Origin of the sequence: Craurococcus roseus, assembly GCF_039523795.1 — a bacterium.
Taxonomy (GTDB): domain Bacteria; phylum Pseudomonadota; class Alphaproteobacteria; order Acetobacterales; family Acetobacteraceae; genus Craurococcus; species Craurococcus roseus.
On record NZ_BAAAFZ010000024.1, the window covers coordinates 1 to 15,844 of the forward strand.

At 71.2% G+C, this 15,844-nt stretch carries 15 protein-coding genes, 1 tRNA gene and 1 pseudogene; 7 read left to right on the forward strand and 10 right to left on the reverse strand.

Going from position 1 to position 15,844, the window contains the following annotated elements; all coding sequences use genetic code 11:
- Positions 1–395 precede the first annotated feature (395 nt).
- The 4 genes and pseudogenes from ABD067_RS10060 to ABD067_RS10075 all read right to left on the reverse strand — a co-directional run.
- Complete coding sequence (locus ABD067_RS10060) at positions 396–578, reverse strand: hypothetical protein (protein WP_343895134.1); 183 nt, start codon at positions 576–578, stop codon at positions 396–398.
- A 335-nt stretch (positions 579–913) separates the two neighbouring features.
- Positions 914–2,431 carry an IMP dehydrogenase gene (guaB, locus tag ABD067_RS10065; RefSeq protein WP_343895135.1) on the reverse strand — a complete coding sequence of 506 codons (1,518 nt, stop codon included), beginning with the start codon at positions 2,429–2,431 and terminating at the stop codon, positions 914–916.
- Between the two features lie 103 nt (positions 2,432–2,534).
- Positions 2,535–3,221 carry an RlmE family RNA methyltransferase gene (locus tag ABD067_RS10070; protein ID WP_343895136.1) on the reverse strand — a complete coding sequence of 229 codons (687 nt, stop codon included), beginning with the start codon at positions 3,219–3,221 and terminating at the stop codon, positions 2,535–2,537.
- Between the two features lie 209 nt (positions 3,222–3,430).
- A pseudogene (locus ABD067_RS10075) lies at positions 3,431–4,420 on the reverse strand (Ppx/GppA phosphatase family protein); the annotation flags it as partial.
- A 177-nt stretch (positions 4,421–4,597) separates the two neighbouring features.
- Between ABD067_RS10075 and ABD067_RS10080 the strand changes: the two are divergent.
- A tRNA-Gln gene (locus ABD067_RS10080) sits at positions 4,598–4,668 on the forward strand.
- Positions 4,669–4,948: 280 nt separating this feature from the next.
- Here ABD067_RS10080 and ABD067_RS10085 read toward each other — a convergent pair.
- Both ABD067_RS10085 and ABD067_RS10090 read right to left on the reverse strand, forming a co-directional pair.
- Positions 4,949–5,284 (reverse strand): hypothetical protein, encoded by a 336-nt coding sequence (locus ABD067_RS10085; protein WP_343895137.1) that lies wholly within the window; start codon positions 5,282–5,284, stop codon positions 4,949–4,951.
- A 670-nt stretch (positions 5,285–5,954) separates the two neighbouring features.
- Positions 5,955–6,584, reverse strand: a complete 630-nt coding sequence (locus ABD067_RS10090; RefSeq protein ID WP_343895138.1) for a glutathione S-transferase family protein — start codon at positions 6,582–6,584, stop codon at positions 5,955–5,957.
- A gap of 244 nt (positions 6,585–6,828) precedes the next feature.
- Here ABD067_RS10090 and ABD067_RS10095 point away from each other — a divergent pair, with 244 nt between their 5' ends.
- Positions 6,829–7,125, forward strand: a complete 297-nt coding sequence (locus tag ABD067_RS10095; RefSeq protein WP_343895140.1) for an NINE protein — start codon at positions 6,829–6,831, stop codon at positions 7,123–7,125.
- 44 nt (positions 7,126–7,169) lie between these two features.
- On the opposite strand, the gene gatB is transcribed toward ABD067_RS10095, so the two are convergent.
- From gatB to gatC, 4 genes are read right to left on the reverse strand one after another with little or no spacing between them, the layout of a single operon-like run.
- Complete coding sequence (gene gatB, locus ABD067_RS10100) at positions 7,170–8,621, reverse strand: Asp-tRNA(Asn)/Glu-tRNA(Gln) amidotransferase subunit GatB (RefSeq protein ID WP_343895141.1); 1,452 nt, start codon at positions 8,619–8,621, stop codon at positions 7,170–7,172.
- A 34-nt stretch (positions 8,622–8,655) separates the two neighbouring features.
- A complete protein-coding gene (locus ABD067_RS10105; RefSeq protein WP_343895142.1) occupies positions 8,656–9,516 on the reverse strand; it encodes an urea carboxylase-associated family protein in 861 nt (286 codons plus the stop codon).
- Positions 9,513–11,018, reverse strand: coding sequence for an Asp-tRNA(Asn)/Glu-tRNA(Gln) amidotransferase subunit GatA (gatA, locus tag ABD067_RS10110; protein ID WP_343895143.1), 1,506 nt, complete (start codon positions 11,016–11,018; stop codon positions 9,513–9,515). The genes ABD067_RS10105 and gatA overlap by 4 nt, the downstream gene beginning before the upstream one ends.
- Positions 11,015–11,302 (reverse strand): Asp-tRNA(Asn)/Glu-tRNA(Gln) amidotransferase subunit GatC, encoded by a 288-nt coding sequence (gene gatC / locus ABD067_RS10115; RefSeq protein WP_343895145.1) that lies wholly within the window; start codon positions 11,300–11,302, stop codon positions 11,015–11,017. Before gatC ends, gatA begins: the two co-directional genes overlap by 4 nt.
- A gap of 65 nt (positions 11,303–11,367) precedes the next feature.
- On the opposite strand from gatC, the gene ruvX reads away from it, so the two are divergent.
- Genes ruvX through dprA form a run of 5 tightly spaced genes read left to right on the forward strand, consistent with a single transcriptional unit; the run spans position 11,368 to position 15,823 of the window.
- Positions 11,368–11,868 (forward strand): Holliday junction resolvase RuvX, encoded by a 501-nt coding sequence (gene ruvX / locus ABD067_RS10120; RefSeq protein WP_343895146.1) that lies wholly within the window; start codon positions 11,368–11,370, stop codon positions 11,866–11,868.
- A 12-nt stretch (positions 11,869–11,880) separates the two neighbouring features.
- The gene (locus tag ABD067_RS10125) at positions 11,881–12,831 is read left to right on the forward strand and encodes an aspartate carbamoyltransferase catalytic subunit (RefSeq protein ID WP_343895148.1); all 951 of its coding nucleotides are present in this window, start codon (positions 11,881–11,883) and stop codon (positions 12,829–12,831) included.
- Between the two features lie 3 nt (positions 12,832–12,834).
- A complete protein-coding gene (locus tag ABD067_RS10130) occupies positions 12,835–14,109 on the forward strand; it encodes a dihydroorotase (protein WP_343895149.1) in 1,275 nt (424 codons plus the stop codon).
- Positions 14,109–14,693 carry a glycerol-3-phosphate 1-O-acyltransferase PlsY gene (plsY, locus tag ABD067_RS10135; protein WP_343895151.1) on the forward strand — a complete coding sequence of 195 codons (585 nt, stop codon included), beginning with the start codon at positions 14,109–14,111 and terminating at the stop codon, positions 14,691–14,693. The genes ABD067_RS10130 and plsY overlap by 1 nt, the downstream gene beginning before the upstream one ends.
- A complete protein-coding gene (gene dprA / locus ABD067_RS10140) occupies positions 14,690–15,823 on the forward strand; it encodes a DNA-processing protein DprA (protein WP_343895152.1) in 1,134 nt (377 codons plus the stop codon). Before plsY ends, dprA begins: the two co-directional genes overlap by 4 nt.
- Positions 15,824–15,844 lie beyond the last annotated feature (21 nt).

Genomic DNA, 15,844 nt, shown 5'->3' on the forward strand with positions numbered 1-15,844 from the left:
GGAAAAGGGCAAAACTCCCCTCTCCGAAAACCCTATGCTGTTCTGAATGAACGCGTCCCTCGATCCGAAGGACGATGAAAGCGACGATCTCGCAAACGAGCCCTTACAGGGCGCCGTTGCAAAACCGCCGCGTTGCGACTTGACCTTGTCACGCCGAGATCGGAAGGGCCGGTGCACGCACCGTCCGATCGTTCTCTTCGTCGCGTCTTGGTAGAGCGGGATTTAAGCCGGCCTCTCCACCCGGTCAACCCCGAACAGCCATACATTCCACATGGAGGACGGCATGGCATCCTTGTCGTTCGTTCCGTGGTGGCCCGCCAATCGAGTGGTCGCCCCGCCGTTCCTTGCCGAAGCCGCGGTTGTGGCACGTGAACCACCACCGGATGTGCCGCCGGTCAGCCATCCAGGCTCATGTCGGTCACCCGAACGACCCTGTTCCACCTTCCTACGTCCTTGGAGAGGAAGGCGCAGCACTGCTCGGGACTGCCGGCAACGATGTCGACGCCGTGCTCCTCCATCTCCGCAAGGCTTCGGCGCGGATGTTGGTTGATGATGGCCGCGTTGGACACGAACAGCATTTTTGGCTTGATAAGCGTCCTGCAAGGCGGGGCCGCCGCCGCGGTAGGGCATGTGCACCAGCAGGAAGCCGCCCTGCTGTCCGCGCGCAATCGGCACGATCGCCGTAGCCTTCTCGAAGCATGCGGGAGGACCACACTCCACCTGCGCGGATCGCGTCGTCCACAGGGCCAGGGCCGGACGCACCCTGCTGGTTCAACCGCGAAACGGCCAACGGAGCGGTAGGGGCCTCATTGATCGGGTGACTCGCCGGCACCGCGACCGGGCCTCGACCGGCTCGGGGCGCGGTCGCTCCCCCTGACGCGGACCCCGGCCGCCCTCCTCGCCCGATCCCGCCCTACTCCTGCCGGTAGTTCGGCGCTTCCCGCGTGACCGCCACGTCGTGGACGTGGCTTTCGCGCAGCCCCGCGGCCGTGATCCGGCGGAAACGGCAGTTCCGCTGCATCTCCGCCATCGTGGCGTTGCCGGTGTAGCCCATCGCCGCGCGCAGCCCGCCCACGAGCTGGTGCACGACATTGCCGACCGGCCCCTTGTAGCCGACCCGGCCTTCCACGCCCTCCGGCACCAGCTTGAGGCTGTCCTGCACCTCCTGCTGGAAGTAGCGGTCGGCGCTGCCGCGGGCCATGGCGCCGATGGAACCCATGCCGCGGTACGACTTGTAGGACCGGCCCTGGTACAGGAACACCTCGCCGGGCGCCTCGTCGGTGCCGGCGAAGAGGCTGCCCATCATCACGCAGTCGGCGCCCGCCGCCACGGCCTTGGCGATGTCGCCCGAGGAGCGGACGCCGCCGTCGGCGATGGCGGGCACGCCGCCCTCCCGCGCCGCCGCCGCGCACTCCATCACCGCGGTGAACTGCGGGACGCCGACGCCGGCGACCACCCGCGTGGTGCATATGGAGCCCGGCCCGATGCCGACCTTCACCGCGTCGGCGCCGGCGCCGATGAGCGCGGCCACGCCTTCCGGCGTGGCCACGTTGCCGGCCACCACCTGCACGGCGTTGGACATTCGCTTGATGCGCTCCACCGCGGCCAGGACGCCGCCCGAGTGGCCGTGCGCGGTGTCCACCACCACCACGTCCACCTCGGCCGCCACCAGCGCCTCGACGCGCCGGAGCCCGTCCTCGCCGACGCCGGTCGCAGCGGCGACGCGGAGCCGGCCGAGCGCGTCCTTCACCGCGTTCGGGTTGGCTTGGGCCTTGTCCATGTCCTTCACGGTGATGAGGCCGACGCAGCGGCCGGCCTCGTCCACCACCAGGAGCTTCTCGATGCGGTGCTTGTGCAGCAGGGCGCGGGCGTGCTCCGGCGTGATGTCGCCCGGCGCGGTGACGAGGTTGTCGCGCGTCATCAGCTCGTAGACGCGGGTGCCGGGATCGCTGGCGAAGCGCACGTCGCGGTTGGTGATGATGCCCACCAGGCGGCCGGAACCGCGCTCCACCACCGGCACGCCGCTGATGCGGTGCGCGTCCTGGAGGGCGCGGACGTCGGCGAGCGTCTGGTCGGGGTGGATGGTGACGGGGTTCACCACCATGCCGCTTTCGAACTTCTTCACCCGGCGCACCTGCGCCGCCTGCTCCTCCGAGGTCATGTTCTTGTGGACCACGCCGATGCCGCCGGCCTGCGCCATGGCGATCGCCATGTTGGACTCGGTGACGGTGTCCATCGCCGCGGCGACGAGCGGGATGTTGAGCGGGATGTCGCGGGTGAGGCGCGTGCGGGTGTCGGTCTGGTGCGGCAGCACCGCCGAGTAGGCGGGCATCAGCAGCACGTCGTCGAAGGCGAAGGCTTCTTCAATGACGGTGCGGGCCGACTGGCCGCCGTTGGCGACGGCGGCGTCCGGCAATGATTCGGGGGCCATGGGAACCTTCCGCGTTCGGGCGCGGCGAAGCGCTGCCTTGGCGGTGCCCCTTAGACCCGATCGCCGCGGCGCCGCAAGCGCCGGAGGCAGGCGCGGGCGCGGGTCAGCCCTCGCGGCCGCGGAAACCGGTGGCGACCACGTAGAGTTCGCTGCTGTCCTTGCGGCTGGCGGGCGGCTTGGCGTGCCGCACGGCGGCGAAGCGGCGCTTCAGCGTGGCCAGGAAGGAGCGCTCGCTCCCCCCCTGGAAGACCTTGGCGACGAAGGCCCCGCCGGGCGCCAGCGCCACCAACGCTGTGTCGAGCGCGAGTTCGGCCAGGGCCATGATGCGGAGGTGGTCGGTCGCGCCGTGGCCCGTGGTGTTCGGCGCCATGTCGGACAGCACCAAGTCGGCGGTGCCGCCCAACGCCTCCAACGCCGCCGCCGCGGCGGCATCGTCCTGGAAATCGCCCTGGACGATCGTGGCGCCGGGCACCGGGTCCATGGGCAGGAGGTCCACGGCCACGACCCGTCCGCCCGGCGCAGTGCGTTCCACCGCCACCTGCGTCCACCCGCCGGGCGCGGCCCCGAGGTCCAGCACGCGCCCCCCCGGGCGGAGCAGCCGGTGCTTCTCGTCCATTTCCAGCAGCTTGAAGGCGGCGCGGGACCGCAGGCCCTGCTGCTGCGCGGCCCGGACGTAGGGATCGTTGAGCTGGCGTTCGAGCCAGCGCTGGCTGGCCTTGGAGCGGCTTTTGGCGGTCCGGAGCCTCGTGGAGAGGCCCCGCCCGCCGCCAGGCGGCAACGGCGCGCGCATGGCGTCGGGCCGCTACGGGTCGAGGCGGGCGCGGACCGGCGCGGGCGNCGGGCGGGGACCGGCGCCGGCGACCGGCGGGCCGGCACCCGGGCGTCCCGCGCCGGGCCGCGGTGGGCACCGCCCCGCGGCGCGGCCGCCATCGCGTCAGCGCGCATCATGCGGATCAGCATGCCTTCCCGCAGGCCCCGGTCGGCGACGGTCAGCGAGGGCACTTGCCAAACCTGCCGGATGGCGGCGTAAACGGCGCAGCCCGGCAGGACGAACTCCACCCGCTCCGGCCCGACGCAGGGGTGCGCCGCCAAGCCGTCCCGCCCGAGCGCGAACAGATCGCCCATCGCTTGGTCGGCGACGCAAGCTTCCAGGGTGCGGCCGTCCACCAGCGGGCGGCGGTAGCGCGGCAAGGACAGCGCCACACCCGCGAGGGTCGTCACCGTGCCGCTGGTGCCGATCAGCCGCACGCCGCCGGCCCGGATCTCCTGCCCGATGCAATGCACCCGGTCGAACCGGCGGAGGTGCTCGGCCACAAGTTCCACCACCTCGCCGAAGCCCTGCTCGGTGAAGCAGGAAGCGCCGACCCGTTCGGCAAGCGTGACCACCCCGAAGGGCAAGGACACGTAGCCGATCAGCTCCGCCGCGGGGCCCCGCGGCGGCACCCGTATCCAGGCGATCTCGGTGCTGCCGCCGCCGATGTCGAACAGGAGGCCGCGCCTGTCGCCCGACTCGAGCAGCGGGGCGCAGCTCTCCATCGCCAGCTCCGCTTCCTCGCGGGCGGAGATGACGCGCGGTCGGAGCCCGGTTTCGGCCTCCACCCGGGCGAGGAAGGCGGTGCCGTTCGAGGCGCGGCGGCACGCCTCCGTGGCGACGGCGTGGAAGCCGTGGACCGGGCGGCGCGCCAGTTTATCGGCGCAAGAGGCCAGTGCCGACACGGCGCGGTCCATGGCGGCGTCCGACAAGCGGCCGGTCGCCGCCAGCCCTTCGCCGAGCCGGACGATGCGGCTGAAGCTGTCGACCACGCGGAAGCCGCCGCCCGGCGTCGGCGCAGCGACCAAGAGGCGGCAGTTGTTCGTTCCCAGGTCGAGCGCCGCGTAGACCGGCGCGGGGACGTGATGGTGGCCCGGACGGAGCCCGCGAGCTTCCCGATCCGCCTCGGTGGAGAACCGGACGGGGGCGAGGGTGGCGTGTGCCGCGTCGTCGGGCATGCGGCGCTCAGACCCTTTTCGTCCGGTCCAGGCGACCCCTACTTGGTGCCGTGGCCGGCCATGATCCGGCCCGGCGCCGGGGACGGCAAGCCCTTTTCGGGGCGCGGGTGTTGCAGGAGGCCTGGGCAAGCGCTAGCTCAATGCCTGAGACGCCGGACGCGGTCCTCGTCTTCCGCTTGGGGGATAGTTTAGCGGTAGAACTCCCGGCTCTGACCCGGGCAGCCTTGGTTCGAATCCAGGTCCCCCAGCTCGCCCCCGATACGATCAGGAACGCTAAAGGTCTATCGGCCCGGCCAAGCTGCCGAAACCGCCTTTGCGTCCGTATGCCCGCTCGGACATCCTGTGGGAGAGCGCGTGGCAAGTATTCCGCAAGCCCGGGTCGGTAGAGCTGGCGGTGGGGCGGTTCAGCCTAACCATCGCTCGCATCCCGTACCGGCCGGCGCCGTAGGAGCCCACCTAGGAGGCTATGGCCCCATCTGCTGCGGTCCTTCTGCCCTCCCCCGGAGCGTTCTACCAGACGGCACTTGCCTACCGACGCGCTGCAAAACCCTCCGCCCGATGCCCTCCCAACTCCCACACGGTAGGCGGCACTTCATCTCCGCGCGTTATTAAAGCGCGGATTGGACGCCCGGTGCCGAAAATATCTTCGTCCGGAAAGGCCAAGTCCCCGAACACCTGACCGGGCATTCTTGGATTCCCAGGCATGTTGATCTCGACGGGGCCGCAGGCGAACACCGCACTGGTCATAAACAAGTTCAGCCCGCTGCGGAGGGGTTCATGGTGGATCAACCGGCGCTCCCCGCCACTAGCGAGCAGCTCGGAAGCGGTGTTCTTGTCCTCCGCCGTGAGGATGACCTCGATCATCGTAGCCATCCCCGGAGGTGCGGGGTCTATCCAGTGGAGCTTGCCGCTGTCCGAAGGGGACGGTGCCGAGAGGTGGTTTGCGGGAAAGGCGATGGAGACGAGACGGCATCCGCTGCCCATTCCGGCAGGCGGGACGGGATCACGCTCCCACTTCTGAATGCAGCGGTCGGAACCGTCCGGGCGCTCTGCAATCTCCGCCCAACGGCACCTTCCGCTTTTGTGGAAGCTAAACTTCATGACTCTCGAAAACACCCCGCGCTGTAGCAGATAGATGTCGTCGCCCTGGCTCCACAGCTTCCAAGAACTTGACTGCCGGACGGCGGGTTTACCGACCACGAACCGTAGGTTGCCCATAGAACCTCGCTCTGATGAGCCGTAAGAATAACGAACAGCGCTGTTGCGGTCCCCTCCTGCGCTACCGCCCGCGATGCCGCTAGCGCCAGCCGCAGTAGCCGGGAGAAGGAAGCACAGAAAAAACGGTTTTGAGGAACGATCCGCTCCGCCCGGTGTCATCGTGGGGTCGTTGACAGCGCCCCCGCCGCCGCCTCACAACTGTTGCAGACGTCACCTGCCCTTGCCGGTAAGGCTCAGGTTTCCAGCCGTTCTCAAATGCTCCGCTGCGGGTCCAGATTCCCCAGCCACCCCTCCCTTGAAAGATCGGCGCGTCGGTTCAGGCGAGCTTGGCCTCGAACCCCCGGCGGGTGCCTGGGCGCTCCATCATGGTTCCGTACCAGCGCCGGACTTCAGGGAACTCCGCCAGGTCGACGCGGTGCCGCTCGTGCCGCCACGCCCAGCCCAGGATGGCGAAGTCGGCGATGGACGGCTCCCCTTCCGTCGCCACGAACGGGCGCCCCTTCAATCGCCGGTCGAGCACGCCGTAGAGCCTGCGCGTTTCCTTACTGTACCGCTCCAGCCCGTAGCGCTGGTCGGCCGGGTCCTTGACCATGAGGAAATGGTGGACTTGGCCGGGCATTGGCCCGAAGCCGCCCATCTGCCACATCAGCCATTCCACTACGGCCATCCGTCCCCGCGCATCCTTGGGCAGGAAGCGGCCGGTCTTCTCCGCCAGGTAGATGAGGATGGCGCCGCTCTCGAAGACGCTGATCGGCTTCCCGTCCGGGCCCTCGGGGTCGACGATGGCCGGGATACGGTTGTTCGGGCTGATCGCCAGGAAGGCCGGGTCGAATTGCTCGTCCTTGGTGATGTTCACCGTCCTGACGGTGTAGGGCAGCCCCATCTCTTCCAGCGCGACGCTGACCTTGCGGCCGTTCGGCGTGTCCCAGGTGTGCAGCTCGATCATCAAGCGGTCGCTCCCTTGGCGGTGCGGCAATACCGCGGCCGAGTGCCTTAGCCCCGGCCGGCCGTCCAGGCGAGGGACGCCAGTGGTGTCGCCGCCACGCCGCGCCCTCGTTTCGACACAAGGGATAGAAACGCCTTCACAAGGATAATCGAATTATGCATCCTCCGGTTGCGTTCCCGCGTTGGGGCGCCGGGGCCGGGAGAGGCCAAGGCGGCGCTGGGGCGCTTGGGGGATTTCAGTGGACATGCACGCCGTCGCCTTGCCGGAGGGCCGCCGGAAATCGGTCGGATTCGCCTACGCCTTGTTGGTGTTCTTCGGGTTGTTCGGGCTGCACCGGCTGTACCTGGGGCACATCCTGAGCGCCGCGGGCATGGCCGCCATCACGCTTGTTTCGCTTCCGCTGATTTGGACCGGGCTTGGGCTGCTCGGCCTCGTCTCCGTCGGCACCTGGGCCCTTGCAGACGCGCTGCTCATCCCGGGCATGACCCGGACCAGCAACGAGGTGGTGCCCGCTGCCGCCGCAGCGGAGGCGCTCGCCTGACTCAGCGCCGGGGACGCGCCGTCGCGCGTCCCCCTTCCGCCCACTCAGCCTAGCAGCTTCTTCAGCACGTCGTTGACGAGGGCCGGGTTGCCCTTGCCGGCCATAGCCTTCATCACCTGGCCAACGAAAAAGCCGAACAGCTTCTCCTTGCCGCCTTTGTAATCCGCGACCTTGTCGGCGTTGGCCTCCAGCACGGCCTTCGCCGCGGCCTCGATGGCCCCGGTGTCCGTCACCTGCCGCAGCCCGCGCTCCTCGACGATGGCGCCGGGCGGCTTGCCCGTTTCCACCATCGCTTCGAACACCTCCTTGGCGAGCTTGCCGGAGAGGGTGCCGTCCTTCATCAGGTCGAGCAGCGCGCCGAGGTCGCGGGCGCTGACCGGCGGGTTTTCGATGCCGCGCTTGGTGCGGTTCAAGGCGGCGAAGAGGTCGCCCATGACCCAATTCGCGGCGAGCTTCGGGTCGCGGCCGCGAGCCACCTCCTCGAAGTAGGCGGCGGTCTCCTTCTCCAGCACCAGCACGTGCGCGTCGTAGGCCGAGAGGCCGAAATCGCGCTGGTAGCGGGCTCGGCGGGCGTCCGGCAGCTCCGGCAGTCCGGCGCGCAGCTCCTCCACCCAGCCCGCGTCCAGCACCAGGGGCGGCAGGTCGGGGTCGGGGAAGTAGCGGTAGTCGTGCGCCTCTTCCTTGGAGCGCATGGAGCGCGTGACGCCGCGGGCGGTGTCGAACAGGCGCGTCTCCTGTTCGACGGTGCCGCCCTCCTCCCACACCTCGATTTGGCGGCGGGCTTCGGCCTCCACCGCCTGCATGACGAAGCGAATGGAGTTGACGTTCTTCACCTCGCAGCGGGTGCGGAAGCCCTCCCCCGGCTTGCGGACGGAGACGTTGACATCGGCGCGGAGCGAGCCCTCGTCCATGTTGCCGTCGCAGGTGCCGAGGTAGCGCATGATCTGGCGGAGCTTGGTCAGGTAGGCGCCGGCCTCCTCGGGGCTCCGCATGTCGGGCTCGGAGACGACCTCCATCAGCGCCACGCCGGAGCGGTTGAGGTCGATGTAGCTCTTGGTCGCGTGCTGGTCGTGCAGCGACTTGCCGGCGTCCTGCTCCAGGTGCAGGCGGGTGATGCCGACGCGCTTGCGGGCGCCGTCCGCGAGTTCGATTTCGACCGCGCCCTCGCCGACGATGGGGTGGGCGTACTGGCTGATCTGGTAGCCCTGCGGCAGGTCGGCGTAGAAGTAGTTCTTGCGGTCGAAGCGGGACCACAGGTGGATCTCGGCGCCCAGGCCGAGGCCGGTGCGGATGGCCTGCGCCACGCACTCCCGGTTCGGCACCGGCAGCATTCCCGGGAAGCCGGCATCCACCAGGCTGACCTGCGTGTTCGGCTCGGCGCCGAAGGCGGTCGCGGCGCCGGAGAACAGCTTGCTCCGGCTCACCACTTGGGCATGGACTTCGAGGCCCACGACCACCTCCCAAGTGCCGGTGCTGCCTTCGATCGTGTAACTCATCCTGTCACCATATGAGGTTTCGCCCCGGCCCGGCTTAGGCGCCGTGCCCGCGGGCGTAGCCGTTGCGCGCCGGCGGCGCCCAGCCGGCGGGCGGGGTCTTCGGTTCGTACACCTCGACGAGCAACGGGTGGCAGGCCACCGCATCGCTGGAGTGCTGGGCGCCGCAGTCGCCGCCGGGGCAGGCGGACAGTGCGCCCAAGAGGTCGATCTCGGCGAAGAACTCCAAGAAATCGCCCGGCCGCACGGGGCTGGCCTTCATGAAGTACCGCCCCGTGTCGCGGGCGAAGCCGGTGCACATGAAGACGTTGAGCACGTCGTGCACCGCCGGCTCGGCCTCCGCCAACGATCGGCCCGTCCTGCGGGCGAGCGCCCGCGTCAGGTTCGAATGGCAGCAGTGGTGGTAGTCGCCGCCGGATAGGAGCCGGTGAGTGTAGGGGTCGCAGCGGGTGCCGATGACGTCGTGCACGGAGCCGCCCCACTCGTCGAAGCCGTACCAGTCGAGCGTGTCCTGCGTGACCGTCGCCATCGGCCGGAGATGCGGCAGGGACGACCACAGCCGGTCCCCGGTGGACAAGTGGGTGCCGTGCAGCGCCCGCGTCTTGCCGGAGAAGAAGCGCTCGTCGAGGTCGTCGGCGGCCCAGAGGTTCAGATCCCCGACCTGCGGGCCTTCGACGCTGACGATGCGGAAGAAGCACCCCGCGGGCACGTCGAAGCAGCGCGCGTCGCGCGGCGGCACGACGGTCTCGACCACCTTGCGCCAACCCTCGCGGGCCGCGCGGTAGGCCGCGAGGTCCGGTCGGGGCAGGCTCCCGACCGGGTAGCAGACCACGGGCGCGACCGCCCTGCGCGCCACCGCGTCGGCGGGTTCGGTCGCCTCGGGCCGCACCGGCTTCATTTCGCCATGACGGCCGGCAGCGCGTCGAACGCCGCCGCGCGCTCCAGCGCCGCGCCGACCGCGAACACTGTTTCCTCGTCGAAGGCGCGGCCGATCACCTGGAGGCCGAGCGGCAGGCCCTGGGCATCGAGGCCGGCCGGGACGGAGATGCCGGGGAGGCCGGCGAGGTTGGCGGTCACCGTGAACACGTCGTTCAGGTACATGGTGACGGGGTCGTCCTGCTTCTCGTCCATGCCGAAGGCGGCGGAGGGCGTGGCGGGCGTGACGATGGCGTCCACCTTGGCGGCGCCGTTCGGGGCGAAGACCTCGTCGAAGTCGCGCTTGATGAGGGCGCGGACCTTTTGCGCCTTCAGGTAATAGGCGTCGTAGTAGCCGGCGGACAGCACGTAGGTGCCGATCATGACGCGGCGCTTCACCTCGGCGCCGAAGCCGGCGGCGCGGGTGCGCTCGTAAAGGTCCTTGAGGTCGCCGTTCCGCTCCTCCACCCGCAGCCCGTACCGCACGCCGTCGTAGCGGGCGAGGTTCGACGACGCTTCGGCTGGGGCCACGATATAGTAGGTGGGCAGCGCGTACTTGGTGTGGGGCAGGCTGATCTCGACGGTCTCGGCGCCGGCGTCACGCAGCCAATCCAGGCCTTGCCGCCACAGCGCCTCGATCTCGGCGGGCATCCCGTCCAGCCGGTACTCCTTGGGCACGCCGATGCGGAGGCCCTTCACCGAGCGCCCGCAGGCGGCGGCGAAGTCGGGCACGGGCACGTCGGCGCTGGTGGAGTCCTTCGGGTCGAAGCCGGACATGGAACGGAGGAGGATGGCGCAGTCCTCCACCGTCCGCGCCACGGGGCCGGCCTGGTCGAGGGAGGACGCGAAGGCCACCACGCCCCAGCGGCTGCAACGGCCATAGGTCGGCTTGATGCCGGCGATGCCGCAGAAGGCCGCGGGCTGGCGGATGGAGCCGCCGGTGTCGGTCGCCGTGGCGCCGAGCGCGAGCCGCGCCGCGACCGCCGCCGCCGAGCCGCCGGAGGAGCCGCCGGGCACCAGCCGCGCGTCCGGGTCGTTGCGGCGGTTCCAGGGATTCTCGACGGGGCCGAGAGCGGATGTGGTGTTGGACGAGCCCATGGCGAACTCGTCCATGTTGGTCTTGCCGAGGAACACCGCGCCGTCGCGGAGCAGGTTGGCGGTGACCGTGCTCTCGTAGGGCGGCACGAAACTGCCGAGGATGCGGCTGCCCGCGGTGGTGCGGACGCCCTCCGTGCAGAACAGGTCCTTGATGCCGAGCGGGGCGCCGTCCAGCGGCCCGAGGGCCTCGCCGCGGGCGCGCCGGGCGTCGCTGGCGCGGGCGCGTTCCAGGGCGCGCTCGCCGGTGACGGCCACGTAGGCGTTGAGGCGCGGGTTCAGCGCCTCGATGGCGTCGAGGTGGGCGCGCGTCAGTTCCTCGGCGCTGAGGTCGCGCGCGGCCAGGGCGTCGAGGGCGCCGCGCAGGGTCAGGTCGGTCGGTCGAGTCATTCCACCACCTTCGGCACGCCGAAATAGGCGCCCTCGCGGTCCGGGGCGTTGGCGAGCACGGCGTCCGGCTTGCCGCCGTCCGTCACGGCGTCCTCGCGGAGCCGCAGCGACACCGCCCCGCCGCCGGCCATGGGCTCCACGCCCTCGGTCGGCACCGCCTGCAACTGCTCCACCCAGCCGAGGATGCCGTTCAGCTCTGCCTCCATGCGGGCGAGCTCCGCCGGTTCCATCCGGATGCGGGCGAGCGAGGCGACGCGCCTCACCGTGTCGGCGTCGAGGGACATGCGCGATCCTGCGTCAGGATGTTATATCACTGGTGACTGATCTATCGGGCGCTATACCGGCGGCCATGCCCCTGTTCAACTTGGCGGAGATGCGGGCCGCCCTGCCCCGCGGCCAACGCCTGATCGGCCTCGATCCGGGGTCGAAGCTGATCGGCGTGGCGCTCTCCGATCCGCTGCTGATGCTGGCGAGCCCCTACGGCACCCTCAAGCGCGGCAAGCTGCGCGCCGCGGCCGAGGAGTTGCGCGCGATCGCGGCGAAGGAGGGCGCGGGCGGGCTGGTCGTGGGCTTGCCGCTTTCCATGGACGGGAGCTTCGGCCCGGCGGCGCATTCGGCGCGCGACTGGGCCAAGGCCCTGTCGGACGAAGCGGGGCTGCCGGCCGCCATGTGGGACGAGCGCCTGTCCTCGGCCGCGGTGAACCGCATGCTGATCGGGGAAGCGGACCTGAGCCGGGCCAAGCGGGCGCGGGTGGTGGACCGGGCGGCCGCGGCCTGGATGCTACAGGCGGCGCTGGACGCGACGCGCCCCCGCCCGGTGCCCTTCCCCGACGATGCGGCCCCGGTTTAGAAGCGGCAGCCCATGTCCTTCTCCTTCCCGATCCTGCCAAGCGGCCACCTGCTCGCCATCGAAGGATTGGAGCCGCCGCACATCGGGGCTTTGTTGGAACTGGCCGAGAGCTACGCGCTGCTCAACCGCTCGGGCAAGACGCAGCGCGACCTGCTGAAGGGCCGCACGCTCATCAACCTGTTCTTCGAGGACTCCACCCGCACCCGCACCTCCTTCGAGCTGGCCGGCAAGCGGCTGGGCGCCGACGTCCTCAACATGTCGGTCTCGACCAGCAGCGTGAACAAGGGCGAGACGCTGCTCGACACCGCCTCCACCCTCAACGCCATGCATTGCGACCTGCTGGTGGTGCGGCACGCGCAGTCGGGGGCGCCGGCGCTCCTGTCGCAGAAGGTGACGGCCAGCGTCATCAACGCCGGCGACGGCACGCACGAGCACCCGACCCAGGCGTTGCTGGACGCCCTGACGATCCTGCGGCGGAAAGGCCGGCTTGAGGGGCTGGTGGTCGCCATCTGCGGCGACGTGCTGCACAGCCGCGTGGCGCGGAGCAACGTCCACCTGCTCACGGCCATGAACGCCCGCGTGCGGCTGGTCGGGCCGCCGACGCTGATGCCGGCCGAGGCGGCGCGGCTCGGGGTGGAGGTCCACCACGACATGCGCCGCGGCCTGGACGGCGCCGATGTGGTGATGATGCTGCGCCTGCAGCGCGAGCGCATGACCGCCGGGCTGGTCCCCTCCCCGCGCGAGTTCTTCCGCTTCTACGGGCTGGACGCCGAGAAGCTCGCCCGGGCGAAGCCGGACGCCATCGTCATGCACCCCGGCCCGATGAACCGCGGCATCGAGATCGACAGCGCCGTGGCGGACGACCCCGAGCGGAGCGTCATCGGCGAGCAGGTGGAGATGGGCGTGGCCGTGCGGATGGCGGTGCTGGACGTGCTGGCGCGCGACCTGCGGCGGAACGCCTGAGGGATGGCGGCCACCCTGATCGCCGGCGCCCGCCTGCTCGACCCCGCCACCGGCACGGATGCCCCCGGCGACTTGCTGATGGAAGGCGGCGTCATCCTCGATCACGGCAAGGGCCTGGGGCGCCCGGACGGCGCCGAGGTCGTGGACGCCGACGGCCTTTGCCTCGCGCCGGGGCTGGTGGACCTGCGCGCCGCGCTCGGCGAGCCGGGCGCGGAGCACCGCGAGACCATCGCCTCGGCCGCGCAGGCCGCGGCGGCGGGCGGCATCACCACCCTCTGCGCCCTGCCCGACACCGTACCGGCGCTGGACGACCCGGCGCTGGTGCAGTTCGTGCTCCGGCGCGGGGAGGAAACGGGCTGCGTCACGTTGCTGCCCTACGCCGCCGCCACCAAGGGCTGCGCCGGGAAGGACCTGGCCGAGTACGGCTTGTTGCGCGAGGCCGGCGCGGTGGCATTCACGGACGGGACGCGGGCGATCGGCAGCGCGCGGGTGATGCGCCTCGCGCTCTCCTACGCCCGCGCCTTCGGCTCCTTCATCGTGCAGCACCCGGAGGAGCCGGCCCTCGCCGCCGGCGGGGCCGCGACGGAGGGCGAGTTGGCGACGCGCCTCGGCCTGCCCGGCATCCCGGCCGCCGCCGAAGCGATGCTGGTGGCGCGCGACGTGGCGCTCGCCCGGATCACCGGCGGCCACGTGCATTTCGCCCACGTCTCCACCGCGGCGGCGCTGGACCTCATCCGGGCCGCCAAGGCGGAGGGCTTGGCCGTCACCTGCGACACGGCGCCGCCCTACTTCGACCTGAACGAGACGGCGATCGGCGATTGGCGCTCCTACGCCAAGCTGTCGCCGCCGCTGCGGCCGGAGGCGGACCGGCTGGCGGTGGTGGCGGCGTTGGCGGACGGCACGATCGACGCCATCGCCTCCGACCACCAGCCGCGCGACGCGGACGACAAGCGGCTGCCCTTCGTGCAAGCCGAGGCGGGCGGCGCCGGGCTCGCCACCCTGCTCGGCGTGGCCTTGGCGCGGGTCCATGCCGGCGACCTCCCGTTGCTCCAGGCGCTGGACCTGCTGACGGCGCGGCCGGCGAAGCTGCTCGGGCTCCCCGTCGGGCGGCTCGCCAAAGGGGCGCCCGCCGACCTGGTGCTGTTCGACCCCGAGCGCGCTTGGCAGGTGAAGGCGGGCCAGTTGCCGGGCAAGGCGCAGAACTCGCCCTTCGACGGGCGGGCGTTGGAGGGCCGGGTGGTCGGAACTTGGAAGAACGGCCAAAGGGTGTTCGGCTGATGGCTTTGGTTGTGGCGTTGTTGCTCGGCTACCTGCTCGGTTCCGTGCCTTGGGGGCTGTTGCTGACGCGCGCCGCCGGGCACGGCGACATCCGCGCCATCGGCTCGGGCAACATCGGCGCCACCAACGTGCTCCGCACCGGCAACAAGGGGCTGGCGGCGGCGACGCTGGCCTTGGACGTGCTGAAGGGCATGGCGGCCCTACTGGTCGCAGAGGCGGTCTGGGGCGAGGCGGCGGGGCTCGCGGCCGGCTTCGGCGCCATGCTGGGCCACGCCTTCCCCGTTTGGCTCGGCTTCCGCGGCGGCAAGGGCGTGGCGACGGGCGCGGGCGTTCTGCTGGCCGCCTCGTGGTGGATGGGGCTGGCGGCGGTGCTGGTGTGGCTGGCGACGGCCGCCCTCACCCGGCTGTCCTCGGCCGGCGCGCTGGCGGCCTGCGCGGCAGCGCCCGTGGTCGCCCTGGTGGCGGGCCGGACGGACCTCGCGCTCTTCGCCGCTGGGATCGCGGCGCTGGTGGTGTTCCGCCACCGGGCCAACATCGCCCGCCTGCTTGCCGGGACTGAGCCGCGGATCGGCCAGAAGACGTGACGGGCAAGGTGGTCCCGGCGATCGCGCCGGCCGATGCTGTCGCGCGATTGCGCCTTGCCCGCACGGACGGCATCGGCCCGCAGACCTTCCGCCGCCTGCTCGAACGCTTCGGTTCCGCCGCGGCGGCGCTCGAGGAGATGCCTGGCTACGGCCGCGGCCGCCTCCGCGCGCCGCCAGAGGCTGAGGCGTTGCGTGAGATGGACGCGGTGGCGGCGCTCGGCGGCTCCTTCCTCTTTCTCGGCACGCCCGGTTACCCGCCGCTCCTCGACACGCTGACCGACCCGCCGGCCGTGCTCGCCTTGCTCGGCGACCCGGCAGCCCTCGGCCCGCGCGCCGTCGCGGTGGTAGGAGCGCGCAACGCCTCCGCCGCCGGCCGCCGGATCGCGGACGACCTGGCCGAGTCGCTCGCGGCCCACGGCCTCGTCGTGGTGTCGGGCATGGCGCGCGGGATCGACGCGGCGGCGCACCAAGGGGCGATGCGGAAAGGGCGCACCGTCGCCGTGGTCGCCTGCGGCCTCGACCAGCCCTACCCGCCGGAGCACGCTCCCCTCCAGGCCCGCATCGCCGCCGAGGGCGGGGCGGTGCTGGCGGAGGCGCCGCTCGGAACGGCGCCGCACGCCCGGCACTTCCCGCGCCGCAACCGGATCGTCGCCGGCCTGTCGCTCGGCGTCGTGCTGGTGGAGGCGGCGGTGCGGTCCGGCAGCCTGATCACCGCCCGCCTCGGCCTGGAAGCAGGGCGGGAGATCTTCGCCGTGCCGGGCAGCCCGCTGGACGAGCGATGCCGGGGTTGCAACGACCTCATCCGGCAAGGCGCCCACCTGACCGAAGGACCGGAGGACGTGCTGGCCCACCTGCCGCAAACTCCGGACTCGGCACCTGCCTTCGTGTTCCGCCCCACGGCCAGGAACATGCCGGCGCCTGCGACTCGGGCCGGCGAGGCGCGCGAGCCCTCCGGGGACGAGGCGCAAGTGCTTGATCTATTAGGCCCATCGCCGATCGCGGTTGACGACGTGCTGCGGCGTTGCCAACTCTCTGCGCCTGTTGTCCAGGCGATTCTGCTCGATCTCGAACTGTCCGGCCGCGCGGAGATGCTGCCGGGCAACCGGGTCGCCCTGACCGGCAAGGGTTGAGACGCGCCGCCGCAGCGCGAC

Excerpts from the sequence above, each read along its gene's own strand:
- guaB (WP_343895135.1), bottom strand. The coding sequence starts at position 2,431 with ATGGCCCCCGAATCATTGCCGGACGCCGCCGTCGCCAACGGCGGCCAG.
- ABD067_RS10070 (WP_343895136.1), bottom strand. The coding sequence starts at position 3,221 with ATGCGCGCGCCGTTGCCGCCTGGCGGCGGGCGGGGCCTCTCCACGAGG.
- ABD067_RS10060 (WP_343895134.1), bottom strand. The coding sequence starts at position 578 with ATGCTGTTCGTGTCCAACGCGGCCATCATCAACCAACATCCGCGCCGA.
- gatB (WP_343895141.1), bottom strand. The coding sequence starts at position 8,621 with ATGAGTTACACGATCGAAGGCAGCACCGGCACTTGGGAGGTGGTCGTG.
- ABD067_RS10090 (WP_343895138.1), bottom strand. The coding sequence starts at position 6,584 with ATGATCGAGCTGCACACCTGGGACACGCCGAACGGCCGCAAGGTCAGC.
- ABD067_RS10130 (WP_343895149.1), top strand. The coding sequence starts at position 12,835 with ATGGCGGCCACCCTGATCGCCGGCGCCCGCCTGCTCGACCCCGCCACC.
- ABD067_RS10095 (WP_343895140.1), top strand. The coding sequence starts at position 6,829 with ATGCACGCCGTCGCCTTGCCGGAGGGCCGCCGGAAATCGGTCGGATTC.
- ABD067_RS10085 (WP_343895137.1), bottom strand. The coding sequence starts at position 5,284 with ATGATCGAGGTCATCCTCACGGCGGAGGACAAGAACACCGCTTCCGAG.
- ABD067_RS10125 (WP_343895148.1), top strand. The coding sequence starts at position 11,881 with ATGTCCTTCTCCTTCCCGATCCTGCCAAGCGGCCACCTGCTCGCCATC.
- gatA (WP_343895143.1), bottom strand. The coding sequence starts at position 11,018 with ATGACTCGACCGACCGACCTGACCCTGCGCGGCGCCCTCGACGCCCTG.
- ABD067_RS10105 (WP_343895142.1), bottom strand. The coding sequence starts at position 9,516 with ATGAAGCCGGTGCGGCCCGAGGCGACCGAACCCGCCGACGCGGTGGCG.
- ruvX (WP_343895146.1), top strand. The coding sequence starts at position 11,368 with ATGCCCCTGTTCAACTTGGCGGAGATGCGGGCCGCCCTGCCCCGCGGC.
- plsY (WP_343895151.1), top strand. The coding sequence starts at position 14,109 with ATGGCTTTGGTTGTGGCGTTGTTGCTCGGCTACCTGCTCGGTTCCGTG.
- gatC (WP_343895145.1), bottom strand. The coding sequence starts at position 11,302 with ATGTCCCTCGACGCCGACACGGTGAGGCGCGTCGCCTCGCTCGCCCGC.